The sequence below is a fragment of the Paenibacillus sp. J53TS2 genome (genome assembly GCF_018403305.1).
GTDB classification, from domain to species: domain Bacteria; phylum Bacillota; class Bacilli; order Paenibacillales; family Paenibacillaceae; genus Fontibacillus; species Fontibacillus rhizolycopersici.
Genome location: NZ_BOSK01000002.1, coordinates 217,684 through 237,250 on the forward strand (window position 1 = coordinate 217,684; position 19,567 = coordinate 237,250).

Below are 19,567 nucleotides of genomic sequence, written 5' to 3' on the forward strand. Positions count from 1 at the left end.
TTCGTCGTTGTCATGATGTAGAATGTACCATTTGGGGAAAACTATGTAGATAAAAAAAGCCCCCCGGCGATCCGCCGAAGAGCGATGTAAGAAAAAACGATCGATTACTTCATATCGACATGGAACTTGTCCACGATACCCTTTAATTGTTCGGCCATTCGGGATAAATCGGCAGCGGAGGACGCGATCTCCTCGACGGAAGCGAGCTGCTCCTCAGCAGCGGCGGAGATAGATTGAGTATTGCCCACATGCTCCTCGGATACCTGCCGGCTTCCTTTAATGGATTCCCTTGCAATTTCAGTCCCGGCGGCCATTCCCTTGGCATCTGCGACGATTCCTTCCATCTTGTCGGCAGCGCTGCGAACCGCCTTGCGAATCCGAGAGAAGGATCGTCCGGAAGTATCAACGGCGAGAATCCCCTCTTGAACGCCTTGCTTAGCGTCCTCCATGGAACCAACCGCCCGTTCAACCTCAGCTTGAACGCTGCCGATCAGCTCAGCAATCTGCTTCGCGGATTGCTCGGAGCCCTCTGCCAGCTTGCGTACCTCCGAAGCAACCACGGCAAATCCCCGGCCTTCTTCACCGGCCCGGGCGGCTTCAATGGAGGCATTTAACGCCAATAGATTGGTTTGCTGGGCAATGCCTGTAATCACTTCGATGATCCCGCCGATGTTAGCCGTATGCAGACCTAACGCCTGAATGACCTCTCCCAGCTCATCAACCGTTTGCTGGATGCGCTCCATCTTCTCCACCACGCTCAGCACGGAAGAGTTCCCTTCCCCTGCAGCTGCGGTCGTCTTCTCCATCGTTTCGCTAACGGCATGAATTTGCTCCGACATCATGCTGGCCTGGTGGGACATCTCTCCCATGCCAAGGGCCCCGGCTTCAAGCTCCGACAGCTGCCGTTCGCTGCTGGCCGCCATCTCCTGAATCGACACCGTCACGTGCTCGATCGCCTTGGTTGTCTGCTCTGCCCCGGCCGACAGCTGCTCAGATGATAACACAACCTGATTCGTCGTATCTCGGACGTTAACGATCATCCCCCGAAGATGGTCCACCATCCGTTGAAATTGGTTCGCCAGAGCGCCGATTTCATCAGGCCGATTCAAATAATCTACGCGTTTGGTCAAATCCCCTTCGCTGATTTGGCGGGTGGTTTCCGTCAAACGATCAAGCGGAACGGCAATCATACGAATCGTAAACCAAGCCGCGAAAGCCGCTAGTACAACGGATATGCCCGCAATCAGATACCAGGTCGGCTCGATTTCACCGTTCAGCACCACATCTAGAATACATGGGATGATAGCCACAAAAATGGTTGTCAGTAACAGAGATAGCCTTACGCGTTTTTTCATAGCAGATCCTTCTTTCAACATATTAATAGGTTTATAACCAAAATTATACTCGCTCCTCTGACTCTTGAATATCAAAAAAACCGTTTGTCATTTGACAAACGGTTTCGTTTAAAACCTAATAGTGCCTTAATCAGCCAGTCGATAACCGACCCCACGGACCGTGGTGATGTAGGTCGGGTTCGTCGCATTATCCCCTAGCTTCTTGCGCAGACTCTTGATATGAACGTCGACGACATTGCTGCCTCCTAGGAAAGAAGTCCCCCAAACCTCAGATAGCAGCTCTTCACGGGACAACACCGTCCCCTCCTGCTCAAGCAGCTTGATCAACAGCTCGTATTCCGTTTTGGTCAGTTCAATTTTAGTGCCGCTCCGATAAACGGCCATTTTCTTACGGTCGATCCACAAATCCTTGAAGATCGCGGGTGACGTGCCGGCGAGCAGACGGGATGACAACGGCCGCGGTCCGCTGCTGCGAATAATTCGCTGCGTATGGTAAACGATCTCCATCGGCCGAGTTGGCCATACCAGGAGCTCCTGGTTCATCAAGCCTTGGTCCAGTAGCCCCAGCATCGATTCTCTAACAAGTAAGAGCGATGGAGTCCCGCCGGTTTCCTGCCCCACAAGCGCGCGGATTGCCGCCATTTCTTCATCCTCCCGGTAGGAGGTCAGATCGAAGATCAACAAGTCAGCCGCCAAGGCGTTGCGAATCCCTTGCTCCCAGTGATGGAATACGAGGACGTCAAAACAATTTTCGGATAAATCTCGAACCAGTTCATGAACATCGCTCGGGAACGGGCTGATCAGAATGACACGCTGCGTGACCGGACACGCCACGCGTTCGGATGTTGTCTCCTCTTGCTCAGCAACCTCGACTCCCGCTGGCCTGCGAATGGGCACGGTTTTACCGGAAATGCTTTCCTTAATCACTTCTTCTGCTGACAATTCGGACACACCCCCCCGAATACGACATGGGCGTGGTGTACATCATATCCCGTTTCCTTAGCCACAGTATGGTTCCATTCCTCCGGCACATGAGACATCACTTCATCCACGCGGCCGCATACCTCGCACAGGATATGCTGATGATCGTCGAGCTTCGCATCATACCGGCTGGCCGCCTCACCTAGCTTCAACTCGCGAATCAGTTCCTTGTCGGTCAAATACCGCAGCGAGTTGTAGACCGTACCATAAGCGAAATTATATCCTCGTTCAACCAAACGGTTCATGACTTCCGCTGCCGTCGGATGGTCGCTGGCGTTGCGGACGACATCGTATACCGCTTGACGCTGAGTCGTCAAATTTAAAGCCTTCATATCTCATCAATCCCTGTAGTTATTTTTAGAATTAGTATAAGTCTTATTTTAGGATCCGTCAATTCCTCGATATTCCCCATTCCCTGCATGTTCCATAGTGCTTTCCCCCATACTAAAACCACACCATATCACCTATTGACGAGGGAGCGTTCCTCCATGCTGATTCGAAAATATCTGATTACCCTCCTGATTGCCGCGTTTACGATAGGATACACCGTTTACGTTGATGTACTAATCGGGCTTCCATGGAATAATTTCCTCATTAACTGGAACTATTCATTGACGGATCCGGCCGAACGCATCTTTGCCTATATCCTGATCCTCTTCCTGATTGTGCCGGATATTCTACATCTCGTAAGCCGTAAACGGAAAGGAAGCCAAAACCCTAGCAAAGAGTTAGGCTTACACGGAGAATCGTTGTCCGCCTCGGCAGGCAATGACTCCTCTACGGCGCTTAAAGATTCAGGCTCCGGCCTGCCTACGGGAGCGGAATCGATAAATCAAGGCAGCAATAATCAGAGCAGCGGGCAGAATAACGTAAAATAACGGATCCATTTTATATAAGACATCCCCGCCCTTTTTAACGTGCTCACTATAGGTTCGAGCGATGGTTAACGAAGAAAACAACACGATTAAGGCCAGTGGATACAGAACTTTGCGGTAGGGAATCTGCATGAGGTCCGAAATCCCGATCACCGCGGCATAAAAGTACACCGAGATTTTAAAAAAGTCGCCGATGATCAGCACCATCACCACTAAGATGTCCATCCGTTGAACAAAGTCACCTATGGAGGCCTTACCGACCATCGTCAGCAGCGGAAAAATCGAACGTCCCGCGATTTCCACGCCAAGCACCGAAATCGTTATCACCACCGTTGCCGACAAAATAAGGCCGGACAACAGGATGGATAGGAGTCCCGCTCGTAGCCCCGCTTTTTGATTGCTCAAAAAAGGCATGATCATGGTAAAGCATATAATCTCCCCAAACGGAAATTGATAGTTTTGGCGATAGACGGATTTCAGCACAGGCTGAAATCCGTTGCTGAGCACCGGAAGAATCCGTGTGAAATCCAGGATTCCGGAAAACAACACCAGCAGCAAGATGATCATCCCGATGAGAAAAACGACCCATAGAAGGATAAACGCGGTTCGGGCCAGCACTTCGACCCCTTTATGCAGGACGTAGACGACGGTCAGCATCATCATCGTATTGATGATGAAGAGCGGGGTTTCCTTCAGGGTCGAGGCAAATACCAGCAATCCGCCGTCCATCAAATCGCGCGAGGCCTTATTCATGTAAAAAACTGTGTAAGCAAAACCAATCGCCCCGCCCACATATTTACCGTATAGAATTCGGCTATATTGGGTGAGCAACTTATCCGGAAACGAAGTGTACAGGAAGGCGTACCCTAGATAGAGCAGCATTCCGATCATCATACCGGTCAATACGGCGATCCAGGCGTCCTTTTGGGCTTCCAGGCCCAGATTAACAACCAGAGCGGTCCCCAGTTGGAACAAAACGAGCAGGGAGAAAAATTGCAACGGGCTGAACTTCGTAGTTTCCATCGTATCCCGCCTCCTATTCTTGGTTCATATCGTACTTGAAGGAGCGGTCCCTCATTTGGGAATTGCGGACAATCGAATCGACGTGGTATTCAACCGTCAGCTCGGGGAAGAGATCGGACCATTGCCCTTTCAATTGCTTCCATGCCTTTGGATGCTGACGTTCGAGCGTCTGTCCGAAGCAAAAGATGTCGCTATTCAGGGATTGGGCCTTGTCGACGGCCGCTTTCATTTTCTTTTTAATTTCCTGATTAACATAGGTCTCCAAATCATTCAAGGCCGCCGGGTCGCGCAAATCGATGGTGCTGTCCATTTCTCGAACCGACAACTGGGCCGTGACCTTCACCAAGACGACGGGATGTTCCGGATCCTTGAGAGACACATGCATCGAGGTCTTGCTTCTACGTACGTCCAGCGTGATTTCTCCCAGGTCATCCGGTGTGATCACGATCGATGTCTTGTTAAGCTTCCCTTTGATCCAGACTAGCCCCACGCTTTCTTCCTCATTCAACCAACCTTTTAACCGATCCCCTTTAAACACCGCCAAATTGGACATCCGAAGAAGGCCAAGGGCGTCCGTTTTCTCCAAGTTACTTTTTTTTCGAGCATCTTCGACATTTCCCAAAATATCAACGCCGTTAATGATCGGACCCGAGTTGGGGACCAGAATATCCCGAATCACGTCATCGATTTCAATTGGATAATGGGAGCTGTATTCCTGAGAGGAGATGTCGGTTTTTTGAGCAAGGGTATACGCGGAGATCTTTCCCATAGCCGAAAGCCCGGAGAGGATATCACGCGCTCGTGCTTCCTTTTTCGCCACATAAATTTTGGCCGTGAGACGGATGTCCGAATCCCGGTCCAGAAAGTCGACAATATCGGAAATCCCCTGGCGAGCCAGCTCTTCCGATATAACGATAATCCGGGTGTGGGCGGTCGATACTTGGCGCGGCACTAGCATAGACACCTTGCGGGTTGCTTCCATAATTGAACGTCCTTGGGCACTATACACCATGGTCGGGGTTCCGCCTCTCCCGGTTTTTCCGGATATTTCATCGGCAATAATGACTTGAAAGGAGACGAAATAATCCTTCTTCCCGGGAGCCAGATCGACTCCGATTCCGGCCACAACCGCCCGACGGTTCAGTTCTTTCGCATCCCAGCAACCGGATAGGGGCAGCATGGCGCAAAGAATGACAATTAACCATAAACCTTTAATTCTCATTCGGCTCCTCCTGCTTTCCTTGTCTCGATTCAGGGCTGCCGCTGCCGCCTTGCTTCCGATCCTTCTGCTCCTCATTGGAATCTGTCTGATCCTCGCTAGACTTGGATTTGCCCGAACCCTGCGGTTTAATTTCCCGAGTTTTCTCTATATCCTGCTGGCTTGAAGTCATCAGCGGTTTCCATCCATGCATCCAAATCGGCAACCGCAGAATCACATCCTTTTGGGCTTGCGGTACAAACGGGCTAAACGGCGACAGATACGGTACGCCAAATGAACGGATGCTGTTCATATGTGCAACCATCAAGATGAGCCCCAGCGTAATCCCGTAAAACCCAAACAGACCAGCCAAAAGGAGAAAATAGAAGCGGAACAGCCTGCCTGCGATAGACAAGTTGTAGGAGGGTAAAGCAAAGCTCGCGATCCCTGTCAACGCTACGACAATCACCATGATCGGCGTGATGATCCCTGCTTCGACGACCGCCTGACCCAAGATTAACGCACCAACGATGGACACGGTTTGACCGATCGCTCGCGGCATCCTTACTCCCGCCTCCCGTAAGATCTCAAACACGACCTCCATAATGATCGCCTCCACGAAGGCAGGAAACGGCACCCCCTCGCGCTGCGCCATTAAGCTAACCAGCAGCAGCGTAGGGATCATTTCATAATGGAAGGTGGTCAGAGCAACATATACCGCAGGACCGAGCAGCAAGATCACGAAGCAGATGTAACGAATGATGCGCATCAGGATGCTGATGTCGAACCGTTGGGCATAATCCTCCGGCGATTGCATGAACTGGGCAAATACGGTCGGCAGGATCAGCGTGTAGGGTGTACCGTCAACGAGGATAACAACCCGGCCCTCGAGTAGATTCCCGGCGGCGACATCCGGCCGTTCCGTATTGAATATTGTCGGAAAGGGAGTGAAGGTCTTATCCTGAATAAACTCTTCGATATAAGCCGACTCCAGGACGCCATCGATTCGAATTCCTTTTAATCGGCTCCGAACTTCCTCCACCAAATTGGGATCGGCGCAGCCTTTCATGTACATCATCGCCACATGGGTATGGGTGACGGACCCAATCTTCATCGACTCCAGCCATAGGTCCGGCGATTTGATGCGGCGCCGGATCAGGGAGATGTTCGTCGCGATCGATTCGACGAAGCTGTCTTTGGGGCCACGCACGACCAGTTGCGACGTCGGTTCGTTAACCGCTCTCCATTCCCCGCCCGCCGTACCCGTGACGATCCCTTGATCGCTCCCCTCCACCAGCAGCACGGTGTCCCCCGATAAGACAGCCATCATAATGTCGTTCCATTCCTTCACGACCGAGGTTTCTCCCAGGCTGAGGGCATTCTCGAGGATATATTTCATGAGCCGATCGGCCTTGTACGCGTGAACTTTCTCGGGTTCCAGCCCCATTAGCGGTTTGATCACAAAGTTATTGATCATTTGCTGGTTACTGAGGGCATTCAGATAAACGATCGCAGCCTCCACAGGAACCGGAACGGGCCCCCCTAGCTTGAGATGGCGAATGACGATATCGGGGCTATGACCGGACTCCGCTAAGACGCGATCCAGCATTTGCTGCAAGTCACCGGTGATTTGGGATTGTGCGTTGCTTTTGTTCTGCCGGCCGGAACGGCCTCGGGAAAGGTGGCGCAGCATATTAGCAACTCCTGTTCTGCATATCTTATCTCCATTATTTGCTTCTCCTGCCTTTTTCATGCGACAGGAACCGAAGTCAACAACCTTCGTCGATTCGGCGGTTTTTCTGAACTAGAGCGGGAAATAATGTATCCGAAACGGCTCCCTATTATCAGGAGAACAAGTTGACAGGAGGAAGCTTAAAATGGAGGAAATCCCCTTCATGTCCGGTGGACTTCCGCGGTTCCCGGATTCGATGTGGCGAAAAACGACACCCTTGCCGGACTTCGGTAAGCTAAATGAGGACATTGAGACAGAAGTGGCCGTGGTCGGGGCCGGGATCACCGGGATCACCACCGCATATTTACTAGTACAAGCCGGCGTAAAAGTCGCCATCCTGGAGGCCGGCAAAATCCTGGATGGCACGACCGGGTATACGACGGCAAAAATCACGGCTCAGCACGGTCTTATCTACGACAAGCTGATCAACCACTTCGGTGAGGAAGGCGCAAAATTGTATTTCGAAGCCAATGAGGAAGCATTGCGTTGGATGACAGAGACAATCGAGGAACGGAAGATCGAGTGTCAGTTTCGCCAAGAGGACGCTTATCTGTATGCGGATTCGGAAGAGCAGCTCCAAAAGCTAGAAGCCGAATGGCAAGCTTACGAACGTTTGGGTCTGCCCGGTAAATGGCGGGACTCTCTCGATTTGCCGCTGCAAGCCAAAGGTGCTATCGTGATGAAAAATCAAGCACAGTTTCACCCGCTGCACTACTTGAAAGAGTTGCTTGCGTATATCACGTCCCATGGCGGCTCCGTTTATGAGAGTACAACGCTGCAGGATGCCGCCGAACCGGAGGCGGACGGACGTCTTCGATTAACCACGGAAGACGGGCGGCACATCGTTTGCCGCCATGCGGTATCCGCTTCCCATTATCCGTTCTTTGATGGAATGGGGTTCTACTTCACCCGGCTGCACGCGGAACGTTCTTATGTCGTCGCGATCGAACCGGAGAAGGCTTACCCTGGCGGAATGTACATCAACTGCGGCTCCCCCAAGCGCTCGCTCCGTTCCGCCGAGCTGAACGGGAAAGAGGTTGTCCTCGTCGGCGGCGAGTCCCACAAGACCGGCAAAAACGACTGTACGTTCCAGTCCTACGAAGCCCTGGAGAGATTCGGACGCGAGACATTGGGAATCCGGTCCATTCCATTTCGCTGGTCAGCGCAGGATTTAGTCACGCTGGATGGAGTACCTTATATCGGACGGATTACATCTAGACATCCGAATATTTACGTTGCCACGGGCTTCTATAAATGGGGAATGAGCACCAGCGCGTTGTCCGCGATGATGATCCGAGACCTCATTCTGGAGAAGGAGAACCGTTATGCCGAGTTGTTTACCCCATCCCGGTTTAAAGCGGACCCCTCGATCAAGCATTTCGTGACGCAGAACGCAGATGTAGCCAAAGAACTCGTAACCGGCAAAATCGAAATCGTTCACTTGAAACCTGAGGACCTCGTTCCAGGTCAAGGCGGCGTCGTGAAGCACCAAGGCAAACGAGCCGGGGCGTACCGTGACGAGAACGGGCTGCTCTATCTGCTTGATACGACCTGCACCCATATGGGCTGCGAGGTCAAATGGAACGAGGCGGAACGTTCGTGGGACTGCCCTTGCCACGGATCCAGATTTGATTACAAAGGCGAAGTGATCGAAGGGCCGGCTACCGAAGCGCTCCCTCGTCTCCATCGACAGCCTGAGCAAGCACCAAGTTAACGAACGGCAAGCCCTTTAGGTACATCCACCAACCAGCGAGAACACCGATCCTAGGCTTTTCTGAACATGCTATGAAGCGCATCTGTCCAACCGGTTTCCTGGAACGTAAAGGGAACAAGCGGAACAGATGCCTTTTTTTATTCACTACCTTGCTTTAATCAGTACCGTATGGTACTATGCTTTCAGAGATACTAATCAATGATCAGTACTAGTGAATCACAAAAACGAACATTCAATTTCAGAGGAAACGAGGCGAAGCATGGTTGGATATCAGCATCCAGTTTAAGAAAGGCGCCTTGGAGCTATGCGTGCTGGTGTTGATCCAAGGCCGCGACCGGTATGGTTACGAGCTGGCCCAATCGGTATCGAAGCATATCGAAGTAGCCGAAGGAGCCCTGTATCCTCTGCTCCGCAGACTGGTCAGTGAAGGCTATTGCACAACGTACTTGCAAGAATCCACAGGCGGACCTCCGCGTAAATATTACAAGCTGACTCCCGAAGGCGAAGCGTACACCCAGAAACTTGTCGTAGAGTGGAAACAGTTCGTGCACAATGTTTCGACATTAATCGAGAAAGGAAGCCGTTTATGAATAAAAGCGAGTTTTTGGCGAATCTCCGGGCCCATTTGTCGGTTCTCCCACCGGAGGAGCAAAACGAATTGCTAGAGGATTATGAGGCCCACTTCGCATTTGGCTTGGAAAGCGGCCGGACCGAGGAAGAAATCGTTCTGGAGTTAGGCGACCCGGCGGAGCTGGCGAAGGAGGCCATTGGCAACCGTTACGTGCCTCGGGAGCATGTGTACTGGTTTGGAGGTGCGGAGCCCGCTGCGGTGCCGGATGCTCCAGTTGCCTCTACAAATGCAGGAGTTTATGGGAACGGGGGCGGCGTCCGGCAACGCAGCGGATTTGCCAGCGTGATGGTTTACATCGGCCTGTTCTTTATGAATATCATCGTTGTTCCGCTGTTGATCTCCTTCTGGGCCGTAGCCGTCAGCCTAGCGGCCAGTGCAGCGGCTGGAATAATCAGTCCCCTGCTTCTCGGACTTGAGTATATATGGCATGGGGATATTTTCACAGCAAAAATCTTTGCCTCGGTCGCAGCCGTCGGATTAGGCATTTTGCTTGCTGTCGTCACGCGATACGTTTATAAAGGATTGCTCCGGCTGAGCGCCGCTTACCTGCGCTGGAATGTCCGGGTGGCGAAAGGGGATCACTAGGCATGAATACGAAGAGATGGTCGTTCATTGGAATTTTGCTGATTTTGGCCGGATTTGCCGGCATGGCTTACCAGCACTTTGATTTTGGGGGACAACTGCCAACTCACCAGCAGAAATGGGCTTTTGAATCAGGTGCGTTAAAGACGCTGCTTGTCGGTAGCGACTATGACGTTAAGTTGGAGTTTATCGACAGCCCCGACGGGACGAATTACGTGGAAATCAGCGGGAATATGGAACAGAAGACGATCGACACGTTGAAAGCAACTCAAATCTCCGGAGACACGCTGAAGTTAGATCTGCAGGATGATTTCGACTGGAGCTTCTTCTCGGTCAATTTCCAGTCCACCAAGCAGCGGATCACTGTAGCGCTAAGCGACAGGAGCGAATTGAATCGGATCGACTACAAGTCCAATTCCAGCAACGGTACGTTCCGCGGTCTTCGCGCCGGCAACGTCGACTTGTCCATCAGCTCTGGAAATCTCCGCGCAGAGAATGTCACGGCGGGTCAGCTGAAATTAGCCAGTACGTCGGGCAATATTACAGCGGAGAACATTCAAGGAAATACAGAGATAAAGTTGACTTCTGGAAACATCCGTATCGATAAACTAGAAGGAGTATTGACCGCAAAATCGACCTCTGGCAATATCACCGCCAACCAGGTGCAAGGGAACGTCCAAGCTACAGTCAGTTCGGGAAATATCCGATTCGAGCGGTTTACGGGGGACGGTAGCTTCAAAGCAACTTCTGGAAATATTACTCTGTCGGAACAACGTTCGGATAACCTGGACATTTACGTAGGTTCCGGTAATGCGACGTTATCAACCGATGCGCAGTTCAAGGGGTTCTATGACCTGCATACCGCATCCGGGGATACCACGGCTCCGGATTCCTTGCGCCAGACGCAGGACCTGATCAAGGTTCGGGCGACTTCCGGTAACATTCGCATTCGCTAAGAACATCAAGAGGGGGCGGAGTTCATGTGAACTCCGCCCCCTCTTTGTTATTCGATTTCCCTCTGCGCAATTCGGTTCAGGAAGGATCGTGCCCGATCGCTGGATGGGTGATTCAGTACCTGGTCCGGCGTCCCCGATTCGATGATGATGCCCTCATCCATGAGCACAACCCGGTCGGCAACCTCGGCGGCGAACTTCATCTCATGGGTGACCACAACCATGGTCCGGCCCTCTCGCGCCAGCTCCTTCATCACCTTCAACACCTCGCCGACTAGCTCCGGATCCAGCGCCGATGTGGGCTCGTCAAATAACAACACGTCCGGGCTTACGGCCATGGCTCGCGCAATCCCAACCCGCTGTTGTTGTCCGCCTGATAGCTGATGCGGATAGAAATCGGCCCGATCGCCCAGCCCCACCTTATTCAGTAGCTCCAAGGCGACCCGGCGCGCTTCTTCCTTACTCTTCTTCAGCACCTGAACCTGGGCTTCCATCACGTTCTGGAGCGCCGTCATATGCGGAAATAAGTAATAGGCCTGGAACACCATCCCGGTCTTCTTGCGCAGGGCCAGCACTTCGCTTGGCTTCGGCTTACGGCCTTCGCCAAATTCCAGTTGGACGTCGCTGATCCGGAGAACCCCCTTTGTCGGAGTTTCCAGCAGGTTCAGACAGCGCAGTAGGGTTGTTTTCCCTGAGCCGGAAGGCCCGATGATCACCAGCACTTTACCTTGCTGTACCTCAAGATCTACCCCTTTTAGTACCTCTTGCGTACCAAACGATTTGTGCAAATTTTGGATTTGTATCATGATTGTCAGGCCTCCTTATCGGGCAGTGAAGCGATCCAGCCGCTTCTCTAACCGATTTTGCAGCGCCGAAAGGATGGTGCTGAAGAATAAATAGACCAAGCCCGCTTCGGTGTAAACAATCAGCGGTTCATAGGTCGTCGCCGTGATTTGCTGAGCCGTACGGAACATCTCCGTATACGTGACAGTGGCGGCCAGCGAGGTATCCTTGACCAGGCTGATGAAGGAGTTGGCCAGCGGCGGCACGGAAACTCGCGAAGCCTGGGGCAATATAATCCGCCGCAGCGCCTGCAACCGGGTCATCCCCAGGGAATAAGCCGCTTCCCATTGACCTTCATGAATGGACAGGATCGCCGCACGCACGATTTCTGAGCCATAAGCGCCGACGCTGAGCGTAAAACCGATCACTGCCGCCGGAAACGGGTCCAGTATAATGCCGATCGACGGAAGACCGTAGAAAATGATAAATAGCTGCACAAGCAGCGGCGTCCCCCGAATAATCCAAACGTAGAATCTGGCGAGCTGCCGCAGCGGCCCGATGCTCGACAACCGCGCAAGCGCGGTCAGGACAGCCACCACCAGCCCTAGCGCAAACGTGATCAACGTTAGCGGTACCGTAAAAGCTACCCCTGCTTTGAGCAGAGGCAGAAAAGAGTCCACGATAATATTCCAAATGCGTTCATCCATCGCTCAAGCATCCTTTTCCGAAAGAAGCGGCCCTTGCGGGCCGCATCCGTAGTTTAAGCACTTATTTCGAAACGTCTGCTCCGAAGTATTTCTCCGAGATTTTCAAGTAAGCCCCGTCGGATTTCATGGCCGTCAGCGCCTCGTTTACCGCTTGCACCAGTTCTTCGTTGCCTTTGTTAAATAAGGCCGCGCTCTCCGCCGCATCCGGCATTTCGTCTACCACTTTCAGCTTCACGTCCGGTCTTTGCTTCTTCAGGTCCAAGAAGGACAAGCCGTCATTCACCGTCGCGTCGATCCGTTTGGACAACAGCAGGTCAATGGCCTGGTTAAAGCCTTCCGTCGCAACGATTTCCGCCCCGTTCTCCTTCGCGATATCCGTCAAGTTACTGGTTAGGGACTGTCCGGCTTTCTTCCCTTTCAAATCGGCGAAAACCTTAATATCCTCGTTGTCCTCCGGGACGATCAATACAGCACGGGATACGATATAAGGATCCGAGAAATCATATTTCTCCTTACGATCATCCCGAATCGTCACTTCGTTGAACACGGCGTCAAACCGTTTGGCATCTAGTCCGGCAAAAATACCATCCCACGGCGTCTCGATAAATTCAGGTTCCACTCCCAACCGTTTAGCGACCTCTTCGGCGATTTCTACGTCAAAGCCTGTCAGCTTGCCATCCTTGTCATGGAACGTAAATGGCGCATAGGTTCCTTCTGTACCGATCCGCAGCTTGCCGCTGGCTTTCACGGATTCCAGCGAGTTGGTTTCCGCCGGCTGTTCATTGGCCGCATTCCCTGCGCTGCCTTGGCTCGCCCCTTCATTCCCTGCCGCCTGATTATTTGTATTATTGTTGCCGCAGGCTGCAACCACCACGGTCAACACCAGCGTCAATAATAGTAAACTCCATTTTTTCATCGAGCTCATCCCCCATCTATCTATTTCGTATTTTAATTCCCTACAAAACAACTAGGTTTAATTGAATATTACACATTTCGCTACAAATCGTCAAATGTTTTTTCTGCCTTAGTATGCTCAATAGATGAAGACTTGATTTCCCAAAAGTTTACGAATATAATTGTCGTAATTATTTCGTGAAGGAGGTGGGTAGAGTGGATCGCAAATTTGCGTGGAGTCGAGTGAGCCAACTGCCGATGGCAATGTTTGGCAATGTTCATGCAGCAGCCGACAATGGGAGAAGTCTGTCCTTTTTCGGAAACTCGATATCCAAACCAAATTGCGAAATGCCGCTCCTACCTTAACCTCACTTACGCGTGAGCTTTGAAGGCAGCAGGATTTCCTGCTGCCTTCTTTTTTTGTATGGACGGCATGGGACTGAAGGAGATTACGGTTCATGATGATCCAGGGTCAAAATATACAGAAGTATTACGGTGCCGAGCTGGTGCTGAGCGATGTCACGTTCGAAATTAAGATTGGCGACACGGTCGGGCTGATTGGCCGCAACGGTGCGGGGAAGACCACCCTGATGAAGCTGCTGTCCGGCAGCGAGCGGCCGGATCAAGGGCTATTATCGGTTCGAAAGAATGCCCGAATCGGAAGTTTGGCGCAAATCCCTGATTATTCTCGGGAAGAAACGGTGTACGACGTCCTGCTTGGAGCCTTTTCGGATCTTCGTAGCCTGGGAGCAGAGATGCGGCGGCTGGAAGCCGACATGGCGGGAGCCGGTGAATCCGGAGCGTTAGATTCGCTTCTCAAGCAATACGGCCAGATGCAGGAGGCGTTCGAACGCGGCGGCGGTTACGACATCGAAACATCGATCTTCCGGGTCGCCGGTGGTCTCGGCATCCCGGAGGAGCAATTCACCCGTCCGTTCGCCTCGCTGTCCGGCGGCGAGAAGACGAAGGTTGGTTTAGCGGTGATTTTGCTGCGGGAGCCGGATCTATTGCTGCTCGACGAGCCAACGAATCATTTAGACATGGCGGCGACAGAGTGGTTGGAGGGATACCTCCGTGCGTTTCCGGGAACCTGCGTTGTCATTTCCCACGACCGCTATTTCCTCGATGCCGTTGTCGGCAAAATCATTGAGCTGGAGGACGGAGAAGCTTTCACGTTCCACGGCAACTACAGCTACTACAAAGAGGAGAAGGAACGCCGGCTGCTTCAGCAGTTTGCCGATTACGAGGAGCAACAGAAGAAGATCAAGAAGATGCAGGAAACGATCAAACAGTTAATTGAGTGGGGCAACCGCTCAAACCCGCCGAATCCGGGCTTTCATCGGCGGGCGGCTTCGATGCAGAAAGCCTTAGACCGTATGGTCAAACTCAAAAGGCCGATACTGGAACGTAAACGTATCGGCTTGGAGCTGGATCATGCGGATCGCTCCGGCAAGGACGCGATCGTCCTCAAGGAGGTAGGCGACGCCCGCGGCGGGCGCGTATTGTACCGCGCCCTGACCCACACGCTGCGCTATGGCGAGGCGGCCGTGCTGATCGGCGACAACGGGGCAGGCAAAAGCACCTTGCTCAAGAACATCTTGGGCCAGGAACCGCCGCAGGAGGGCGAAGTCCGACTCGGCTCGCGCATCGAACCGGGTTACCTGGCCCAGCAGGCCGCCCCCGCCGATCATGACGAGACGGTGCTGCAATATTTCCGCGACGAGATCGGTCTCGAAGCGGGCGAAGCCCGCGGGCAGCTGGCCCGCTTCCTGTTCTACGGCGCCGATGTGTTCAAGAAGGTGAGCAGCCTCTCGGGCGGCGAGTGGACACGGCTTCGGCTGGCGGTACTGATGTACCGGAAGCCTAACCTGCTGGTGCTCGACGAGCCGACCAACCACCTTGACATCGATTCGCGCGAAGCGCTGGAAGAGGCGCTGGAGGAGTACCCGGGCACGCTGCTGGCGGTGTCCCATGACCGCTACTTCATCAATAAAGTAGCGGGGCAGGTGTGGGCGCTGGCGGGCGGCCGCCTGACCGTCTCCCTCGGCGGATACGAGGATTACCGGGCGGAGCTCGCCCGGAAGACCGCTGCCGCCGGGGACGCGGGGCCTGCGGGCCGCGCGGCCGATCGGCCCGGCGCAGCGGGCCCGGCCGCCACGGGCGGCAGCGCCGGCGGCACGGACGCGCCGCGCGCGAGTGCGGGCGCCGCGGCAAGCGCCGCCGGCGCGGGGGGCGATGCGGCCGCGGGAGCGGCGCGCAAGCCCGGGGCGGGCCCGGCCTCCGTGCGCAAGCTGGAGGCCGACTACGCCGCCGCCGAAGCGGAGCTGGCGGCGGTGGACGCGGCAATGCAGGCGCCGGAGGCTGCCTGCGACGCCGCGCGGCTCGCGGAGCTGCAGGAGCGGCGAGACGCCCTGCAGCTCCGCGCCGACGAACTCCTCCAGCAGTACGTGACGCTGCTGGAGGAGAATCCAAACTGAAGGAGGTTATCCCATGAACCACGGGAAACCCGTATTCGAGCTGCACCCGAACGAACGCCGGGTCCAGGCGCTAGCCAGCGCCGATCCCCGGATGGGCCGGCTGATCGCCCTGATCGGAAGCCTTGCAACCAAACCGCAAGGCCCCTTGTTCACGGAGCTGGCTCGATCCATCATCAGCCAGCAGATCTCGGTCAAGGCCGCTTCCACCATTCGCGGCCGCGTCATCGAGCTGGCCGGGGAGCTATCCCCGGCCGCCCTGTTGGCCCAAAGCGACACCGACCTGCGGGCGGCCGGGTTGTCCGCTTCAAAGGTCGCCTACCTGAAGGATTTAAGCGATAAAGTACGATCCGGGCAAATTGACCTCGACAGGTTGCAGGAGCATAACGATGAGGAGGTCATTGAGAAGCTTGTCTCCATCAAAGGCATCGGTCGCTGGTCGGCAGAAATGTTCCTCATCTTCGCCCTGGGCCGGGAGCATGTTGTGTCCTACGGGGATGCCGGTCTACAGAGGGCTGCCAAATGGGTGTACGACATGGAAGAGCGCGCTGACCGTAAATACTTGCAGCAAGCCGCCACGCGGTGGCCGTCTTACGGTTCCATTGCCTCGCTCTATTTGTGGGAATCCATTAATCGGGGCCACGTCGATTCGGGGGAGACCTTCAACGAGCGGCTAAATGGCGTCCAAATAGATTGAGCTTGTCACAGGAAGATATTGGATATATTATAAATTAGAAGGGGATCATGCCTGTTTTTAGAGATAAAATAAAAATTAAAGTGGGGTTGAATCGCTGTGTTCTCGTTATCCGAAGTCCATCGCCCGGTCAAGTGGTATCTGTTCGGTCTGATGGCATTTGTGGGAATTGTATCGTGTCTTGTCGTCCTGGTGTACAACGATTACTTCCTATTAGGCGACCCGGTTCGCCCGAACAACGATGACGTGAAGTACATTCAGACCTCCCGCCTTCTGCTGAACGAAGGTGTACTTGCTTACAATACCAAAGAGGCGCCTTCCGCCTTCATCATGCCCGGGCTGCCGCTCATGCTGTCCGGGTTCATGGCCGTTTTCGGCCAGGATCAGGGCGGCATTATTGCCTTTCGCCTGTTCCAATGTCTTCAGCAAACACTGTGTATTTACCTCATCTTCTGGATAGGCCGGCGGATCTTCAACATCCGTGCGGCTTTGATCGCCTGCACGGTGTCTGCTTTGTATCCACCGGATTACTTCTCTTCCGGGGTCATTCTCTCGGAAACAACTTTCCGCACCTTACTGCTGCTCCTCGTCTGTTGCACGATCCTGGCCAAGGACCGAGGCGGATCTGCCCTATACATCCTCATCGGCGGCCTTACTGCCACGGCGGCCTATTTGAAGCCTCACGCTTCTCTGTACCCTGCCGTTCTTCTGGTCTTATGGCTACGAGTGAAGCTTCCTTGGCGGACGATGTTGAAATACACTCTGCTAATGGGAAGTACCTATGCATTACTGCTGACGCCTTGGTGGATTCGCAACTGGGTGACGTTTCATGAATTCATCCTGTTTACAAATTCCGGCGGAAGCCCGTTCCTGTTGGGCACGCGAATCCGTTGGCAGTTGCCTCCGGCTGGCTTCTTCGAGGCCTACCCCCAGTATGATCCCAAAACGATATTCGAAGGCGCCGATTCCGCGGCGATCCGCAAAGGTTTGGGCATCCTCCGTTACGGTTTTGCGCATGAGCCGATGAAATACTTGTATTGGTATACCCTGGGGCGATGGGTGGAGCTCTATGTCCATCCGTTTTATTCCCGGCCGTTTTGGCCGGTGAGCCGTCCCGTGATGAACGATGTCCAAGAAGTGCTGATGTACGTGAACACGGCTGGCATCCTGTGGGCCGTAACAACGCATCGCTTGAAGCTGGACCGCTTGCTGCCGCTCTTGTTGGCTTTAGCTTACTTCACGTTAATTTACATACCGTTCGTTGCGTTTAACCGCTACGGTTATCCTAATATGACCATGCTGATTCTATTCGGATCTTTTCTTCTCGGCGACCTAGCCTCCCGATTCAAGCGCCGCTCTCATCATCGGCCGGAACGAAAGGAGGCCGTCGCCTCATGAACTTGGACTCACAGCACATTCTCGTTATCATCCCCGCATACAACGAGGAAGCCAGTATCGGCTCAGTAATCCGGGATGTCCGGGAGCACGTACCGGAAGCCGATATCCTCGTGGTTAACGATGGTTCCTCCGACCGCACGGAAAGCTGCGCCCGAGAAGCCGGAGCCAAGGTGCTGACGCTTCCTTACAACGTGGGAATCGGCGGGGGGATGCAAACCGGTTATCTTTACGCCAAACAAAGGGGCTATGACATCGCCGTGCAAATGGACGCCGATGGCCAGCATCCAGCCGGAGAATTGCGAAGATTGATTGCCGGAGTTAAGGAGCAGGACCTCGTCATTGGCTCCCGATTCCTGGGGGCCGCGTCCTTCCGGTCATCTGCGGCAAGACGGGTGGGCATCGTCTTCTTCTCCCGGCTTGTCTCCTGGGTTACCGGCGAACGCTTCACCGATACGACCAGCGGATTCCGCGCCGCCGGACGCAAGGTCATCGAGTTGTATGCCGGGTATTATCCAACCGATTATCCCGAAGTGGAGTCGATCGTGTATTTGAAACGCCAAGGCTGCAGGATAGCGGAAATCCCAGTCGAAATGCGTCCCCGAACAACCGGGAGATCGTCCATTACACCATTGCGTTCCGCATATTACATGGTGAAGGTGACCTTATCCGTACTCATGAGCGCACTGCGTCGCCCGCTCCAGCGAACGGCGGTGACCGAATAAATGGCGATTTATATCCTCTCGGTTTTTGTTGCCGCGTTGTTTCTCCTATTCGTCCTGGAACTGGTCCGTCGGCAAAAGCTGCGGGAGCAATATTCCCTGCTCTGGATCCTGTTCAGCGTGATCCTGCTGATCTGCTCGATGAACGTCCCTCTCATCGAATGGATCGCTAAACAGTTGGGTGTTAAGTATGCTCCAGCCGTGCTGTTTCTGTTCGGCTTGCTCTTCTGCTTTGCGTTTATCTTGCACCTAACGATCGTCATAACCCGGCTGACGACCCAAGTACTGCGCTTAACTCAAGAAATCGTCATCCTTAAAGAACGTGAGGCGGTCCACGAACATGGACAAAACCATTAGTTACATCCTGCTATTAGGCAATATTCTGCTCCTCGTGACCGGGCAAATCCTGTTCAAAATCGGTTTAGGGCGTTCTGGCGGCCTTCACTGGGGGAAGCTTGCGACCTCCCCGGCGGTCATCGGAGGCATTGCGTTGTACGGCATAGCTACGTTGTTATGGTTCGCGGTGTTGTCCCGCCTTCCGCTAAGCGTCGCCTACCCGCTTCAAGCACTCGCTTACGTCCTAGCGTTGATTCCGGCCTATTTCCTGTTCCACGAATCGATCACCCTAACCAAACTGGCCGGTGTGGCTGTCATATTACTTGGCGTGTATTTGCTGGCAAAGTAACAAACACAAACGGCCTGATCCCTAGGATCAAGCCGTTTATTTCTAAGCATATCCTTTTATGATTACGCCTGCGATTTCATTGCGACCAACTGTTTGACAGCCTGGTCGGTTTCCTCGATCCGGCGAACCATCGGCAGGTTTTGCGAAGTCAACGTATCGACGGTGGCTA

20 protein-coding genes are annotated in these 19,567 nt (G+C 53.7%); 11 read left to right on the top strand and 9 right to left on the bottom strand.

All coding sequences use genetic code 11. From position 1 onward, the window contains the following. Nucleotides 1-104: 104 nt before the first annotated feature. The 3 genes from KJS42_RS05570 to KJS42_RS05580 all read right to left on the bottom strand — a co-directional run bounded on the left by KJS42_RS05570 (nt 105) and on the right by KJS42_RS05580 (nt 2,668). Nucleotides 105-1,355, bottom strand: coding sequence for a methyl-accepting chemotaxis protein (locus KJS42_RS05570; RefSeq protein ID WP_213622238.1), 1,251 nt, complete (start codon nt 1,353-1,355; stop codon nt 105-107). 126 nt (nt 1,356-1,481) lie between these two features. Beyond that, nucleotides 1,482-2,306: a winged helix-turn-helix transcriptional regulator gene (locus tag KJS42_RS05575; protein ID WP_483311270.1), complete on the bottom strand. Its 825-nt coding sequence runs from the start codon at nt 2,304-2,306 to the stop codon at nt 1,482-1,484. Further along, nucleotides 2,279-2,668, bottom strand: coding sequence for a Fur family transcriptional regulator (locus KJS42_RS05580; protein WP_155608864.1), 390 nt, complete (start codon nt 2,666-2,668; stop codon nt 2,279-2,281). The genes KJS42_RS05575 and KJS42_RS05580 overlap by 28 nt, the downstream gene beginning before the upstream one ends. Before the next feature lie 156 nt (nt 2,669-2,824). Here KJS42_RS05580 and KJS42_RS05585 point away from each other — a divergent pair, with 156 nt between their 5' ends. After that, the gene (locus KJS42_RS05585) at nt 2,825-3,214 is read left to right on the top strand and encodes a YczF family membrane protein (RefSeq protein ID WP_213622239.1); all 390 of its coding nucleotides are present in this window, start codon (nt 2,825-2,827) and stop codon (nt 3,212-3,214) included. Here KJS42_RS05585 and KJS42_RS05590 read toward each other — a convergent pair. Genes KJS42_RS05590 through KJS42_RS05600 form a run of 3 tightly spaced genes read right to left on the bottom strand, consistent with a single transcriptional unit; the run spans nt 3,131 to nt 7,125 of the window. Further along, nucleotides 3,131-4,234, bottom strand: a complete 1,104-nt coding sequence (locus KJS42_RS05590) for a GerAB/ArcD/ProY family transporter (protein WP_213622240.1) — start codon at nt 4,232-4,234, stop codon at nt 3,131-3,133. The genes KJS42_RS05585 and KJS42_RS05590 overlap by 84 nt on opposite strands. Nucleotides 4,235-4,247: 13 nt before the next feature. Then, nucleotides 4,248-5,456 carry a Ger(x)C family spore germination protein gene (locus tag KJS42_RS05595; protein WP_213622241.1) on the bottom strand — a complete coding sequence of 403 codons (1,209 nt, stop codon included), beginning with the start codon at nt 5,454-5,456 and terminating at the stop codon, nt 4,248-4,250. After that, nucleotides 5,446-7,125, bottom strand: coding sequence for a spore germination protein (locus KJS42_RS05600; RefSeq protein WP_193417075.1), 1,680 nt, complete (start codon nt 7,123-7,125; stop codon nt 5,446-5,448). The genes KJS42_RS05595 and KJS42_RS05600 overlap by 11 nt, the downstream gene beginning before the upstream one ends. A 184-nt stretch (nt 7,126-7,309) precedes the next feature. On the opposite strand from KJS42_RS05600, the gene KJS42_RS05605 reads away from it, so the two are divergent. The 4 genes from KJS42_RS05605 to KJS42_RS05620 all read left to right on the top strand — a co-directional run bounded on the left by KJS42_RS05605 (nt 7,310) and on the right by KJS42_RS05620 (nt 11,047). Further along, complete coding sequence (locus KJS42_RS05605; protein ID WP_213622242.1) at nt 7,310-8,878, top strand: FAD-dependent oxidoreductase; 1,569 nt, start codon at nt 7,310-7,312, stop codon at nt 8,876-8,878. 263 nt (nt 8,879-9,141) lie between these two features. After that, entirely contained in the window at nt 9,142-9,468 is a 327-nt protein-coding gene (locus KJS42_RS05610) for a PadR family transcriptional regulator (RefSeq protein ID WP_155608870.1), read from the top strand. Continuing rightward, nucleotides 9,465-10,094, top strand: a complete 630-nt coding sequence (locus KJS42_RS05615; protein WP_155608871.1) for an HAAS signaling domain-containing protein — start codon at nt 9,465-9,467, stop codon at nt 10,092-10,094. The genes KJS42_RS05610 and KJS42_RS05615 overlap by 4 nt, the downstream gene beginning before the upstream one ends. Before the next feature lie 2 nt (nt 10,095-10,096). Beyond that, nucleotides 10,097-11,047 carry a DUF4097 family beta strand repeat-containing protein gene (locus tag KJS42_RS05620; RefSeq protein WP_213622243.1) on the top strand — a complete coding sequence of 317 codons (951 nt, stop codon included), beginning with the start codon at nt 10,097-10,099 and terminating at the stop codon, nt 11,045-11,047. Between the two features lie 47 nt (nt 11,048-11,094). Here the strand turns inward: KJS42_RS05620 and KJS42_RS05625 are convergent, their stop codons facing one another. From KJS42_RS05625 to KJS42_RS05635, 3 genes are all read right to left on the bottom strand, one after another. Beyond that, a complete protein-coding gene (locus tag KJS42_RS05625) occupies nt 11,095-11,850 on the bottom strand; it encodes an amino acid ABC transporter ATP-binding protein (protein WP_213622244.1) in 756 nt (251 codons plus the stop codon). Between the two features lie 15 nt (nt 11,851-11,865). Continuing rightward, nucleotides 11,866-12,534, bottom strand: a complete 669-nt coding sequence (locus KJS42_RS05630) for an amino acid ABC transporter permease (RefSeq protein ID WP_193417071.1) — start codon at nt 12,532-12,534, stop codon at nt 11,866-11,868. Between the two features lie 61 nt (nt 12,535-12,595). Next, complete coding sequence (locus KJS42_RS05635) at nt 12,596-13,450, bottom strand: amino acid ABC transporter substrate-binding protein (RefSeq protein WP_213622245.1); 855 nt, start codon at nt 13,448-13,450, stop codon at nt 12,596-12,598. A gap of 436 nt (nt 13,451-13,886) precedes the next feature. Here KJS42_RS05635 and abc-f point away from each other — a divergent pair, with 436 nt between their 5' ends. From abc-f to KJS42_RS05665, 6 genes are all read left to right on the top strand, one after another. After that, nucleotides 13,887-15,905: a ribosomal protection-like ABC-F family protein gene (abc-f, locus tag KJS42_RS05640; protein WP_213622246.1), complete on the top strand. Its 2,019-nt coding sequence runs from the start codon at nt 13,887-13,889 to the stop codon at nt 15,903-15,905. A 13-nt stretch (nt 15,906-15,918) separates the two neighbouring features. Further along, nucleotides 15,919-16,599, top strand: coding sequence for a DNA-3-methyladenine glycosylase family protein (locus KJS42_RS05645; protein WP_213622247.1), 681 nt, complete (start codon nt 15,919-15,921; stop codon nt 16,597-16,599). A 96-nt stretch (nt 16,600-16,695) separates the two neighbouring features. Continuing rightward, the gene (locus KJS42_RS05650; protein ID WP_213622248.1) at nt 16,696-17,994 is read left to right on the top strand and encodes an ArnT family glycosyltransferase; all 1,299 of its coding nucleotides are present in this window, start codon (nt 16,696-16,698) and stop codon (nt 17,992-17,994) included. Continuing rightward, nucleotides 17,991-18,716 (top strand): glycosyltransferase family 2 protein, encoded by a 726-nt coding sequence (locus KJS42_RS05655; protein WP_213622249.1) that lies wholly within the window; start codon nt 17,991-17,993, stop codon nt 18,714-18,716. The genes KJS42_RS05650 and KJS42_RS05655 overlap by 4 nt, the downstream gene beginning before the upstream one ends. After that, complete coding sequence (locus KJS42_RS05660) at nt 18,717-19,070, top strand: DUF2304 domain-containing protein (RefSeq protein WP_213622250.1); 354 nt, start codon at nt 18,717-18,719, stop codon at nt 19,068-19,070. It begins immediately after the preceding gene. Next, entirely contained in the window at nt 19,054-19,398 is a 345-nt protein-coding gene (locus tag KJS42_RS05665; protein WP_213622251.1) for an EamA family transporter, read from the top strand. Before KJS42_RS05660 ends, KJS42_RS05665 begins: the two co-directional genes overlap by 17 nt. Nucleotides 19,399-19,567: the final 169 nt, after the last annotated feature.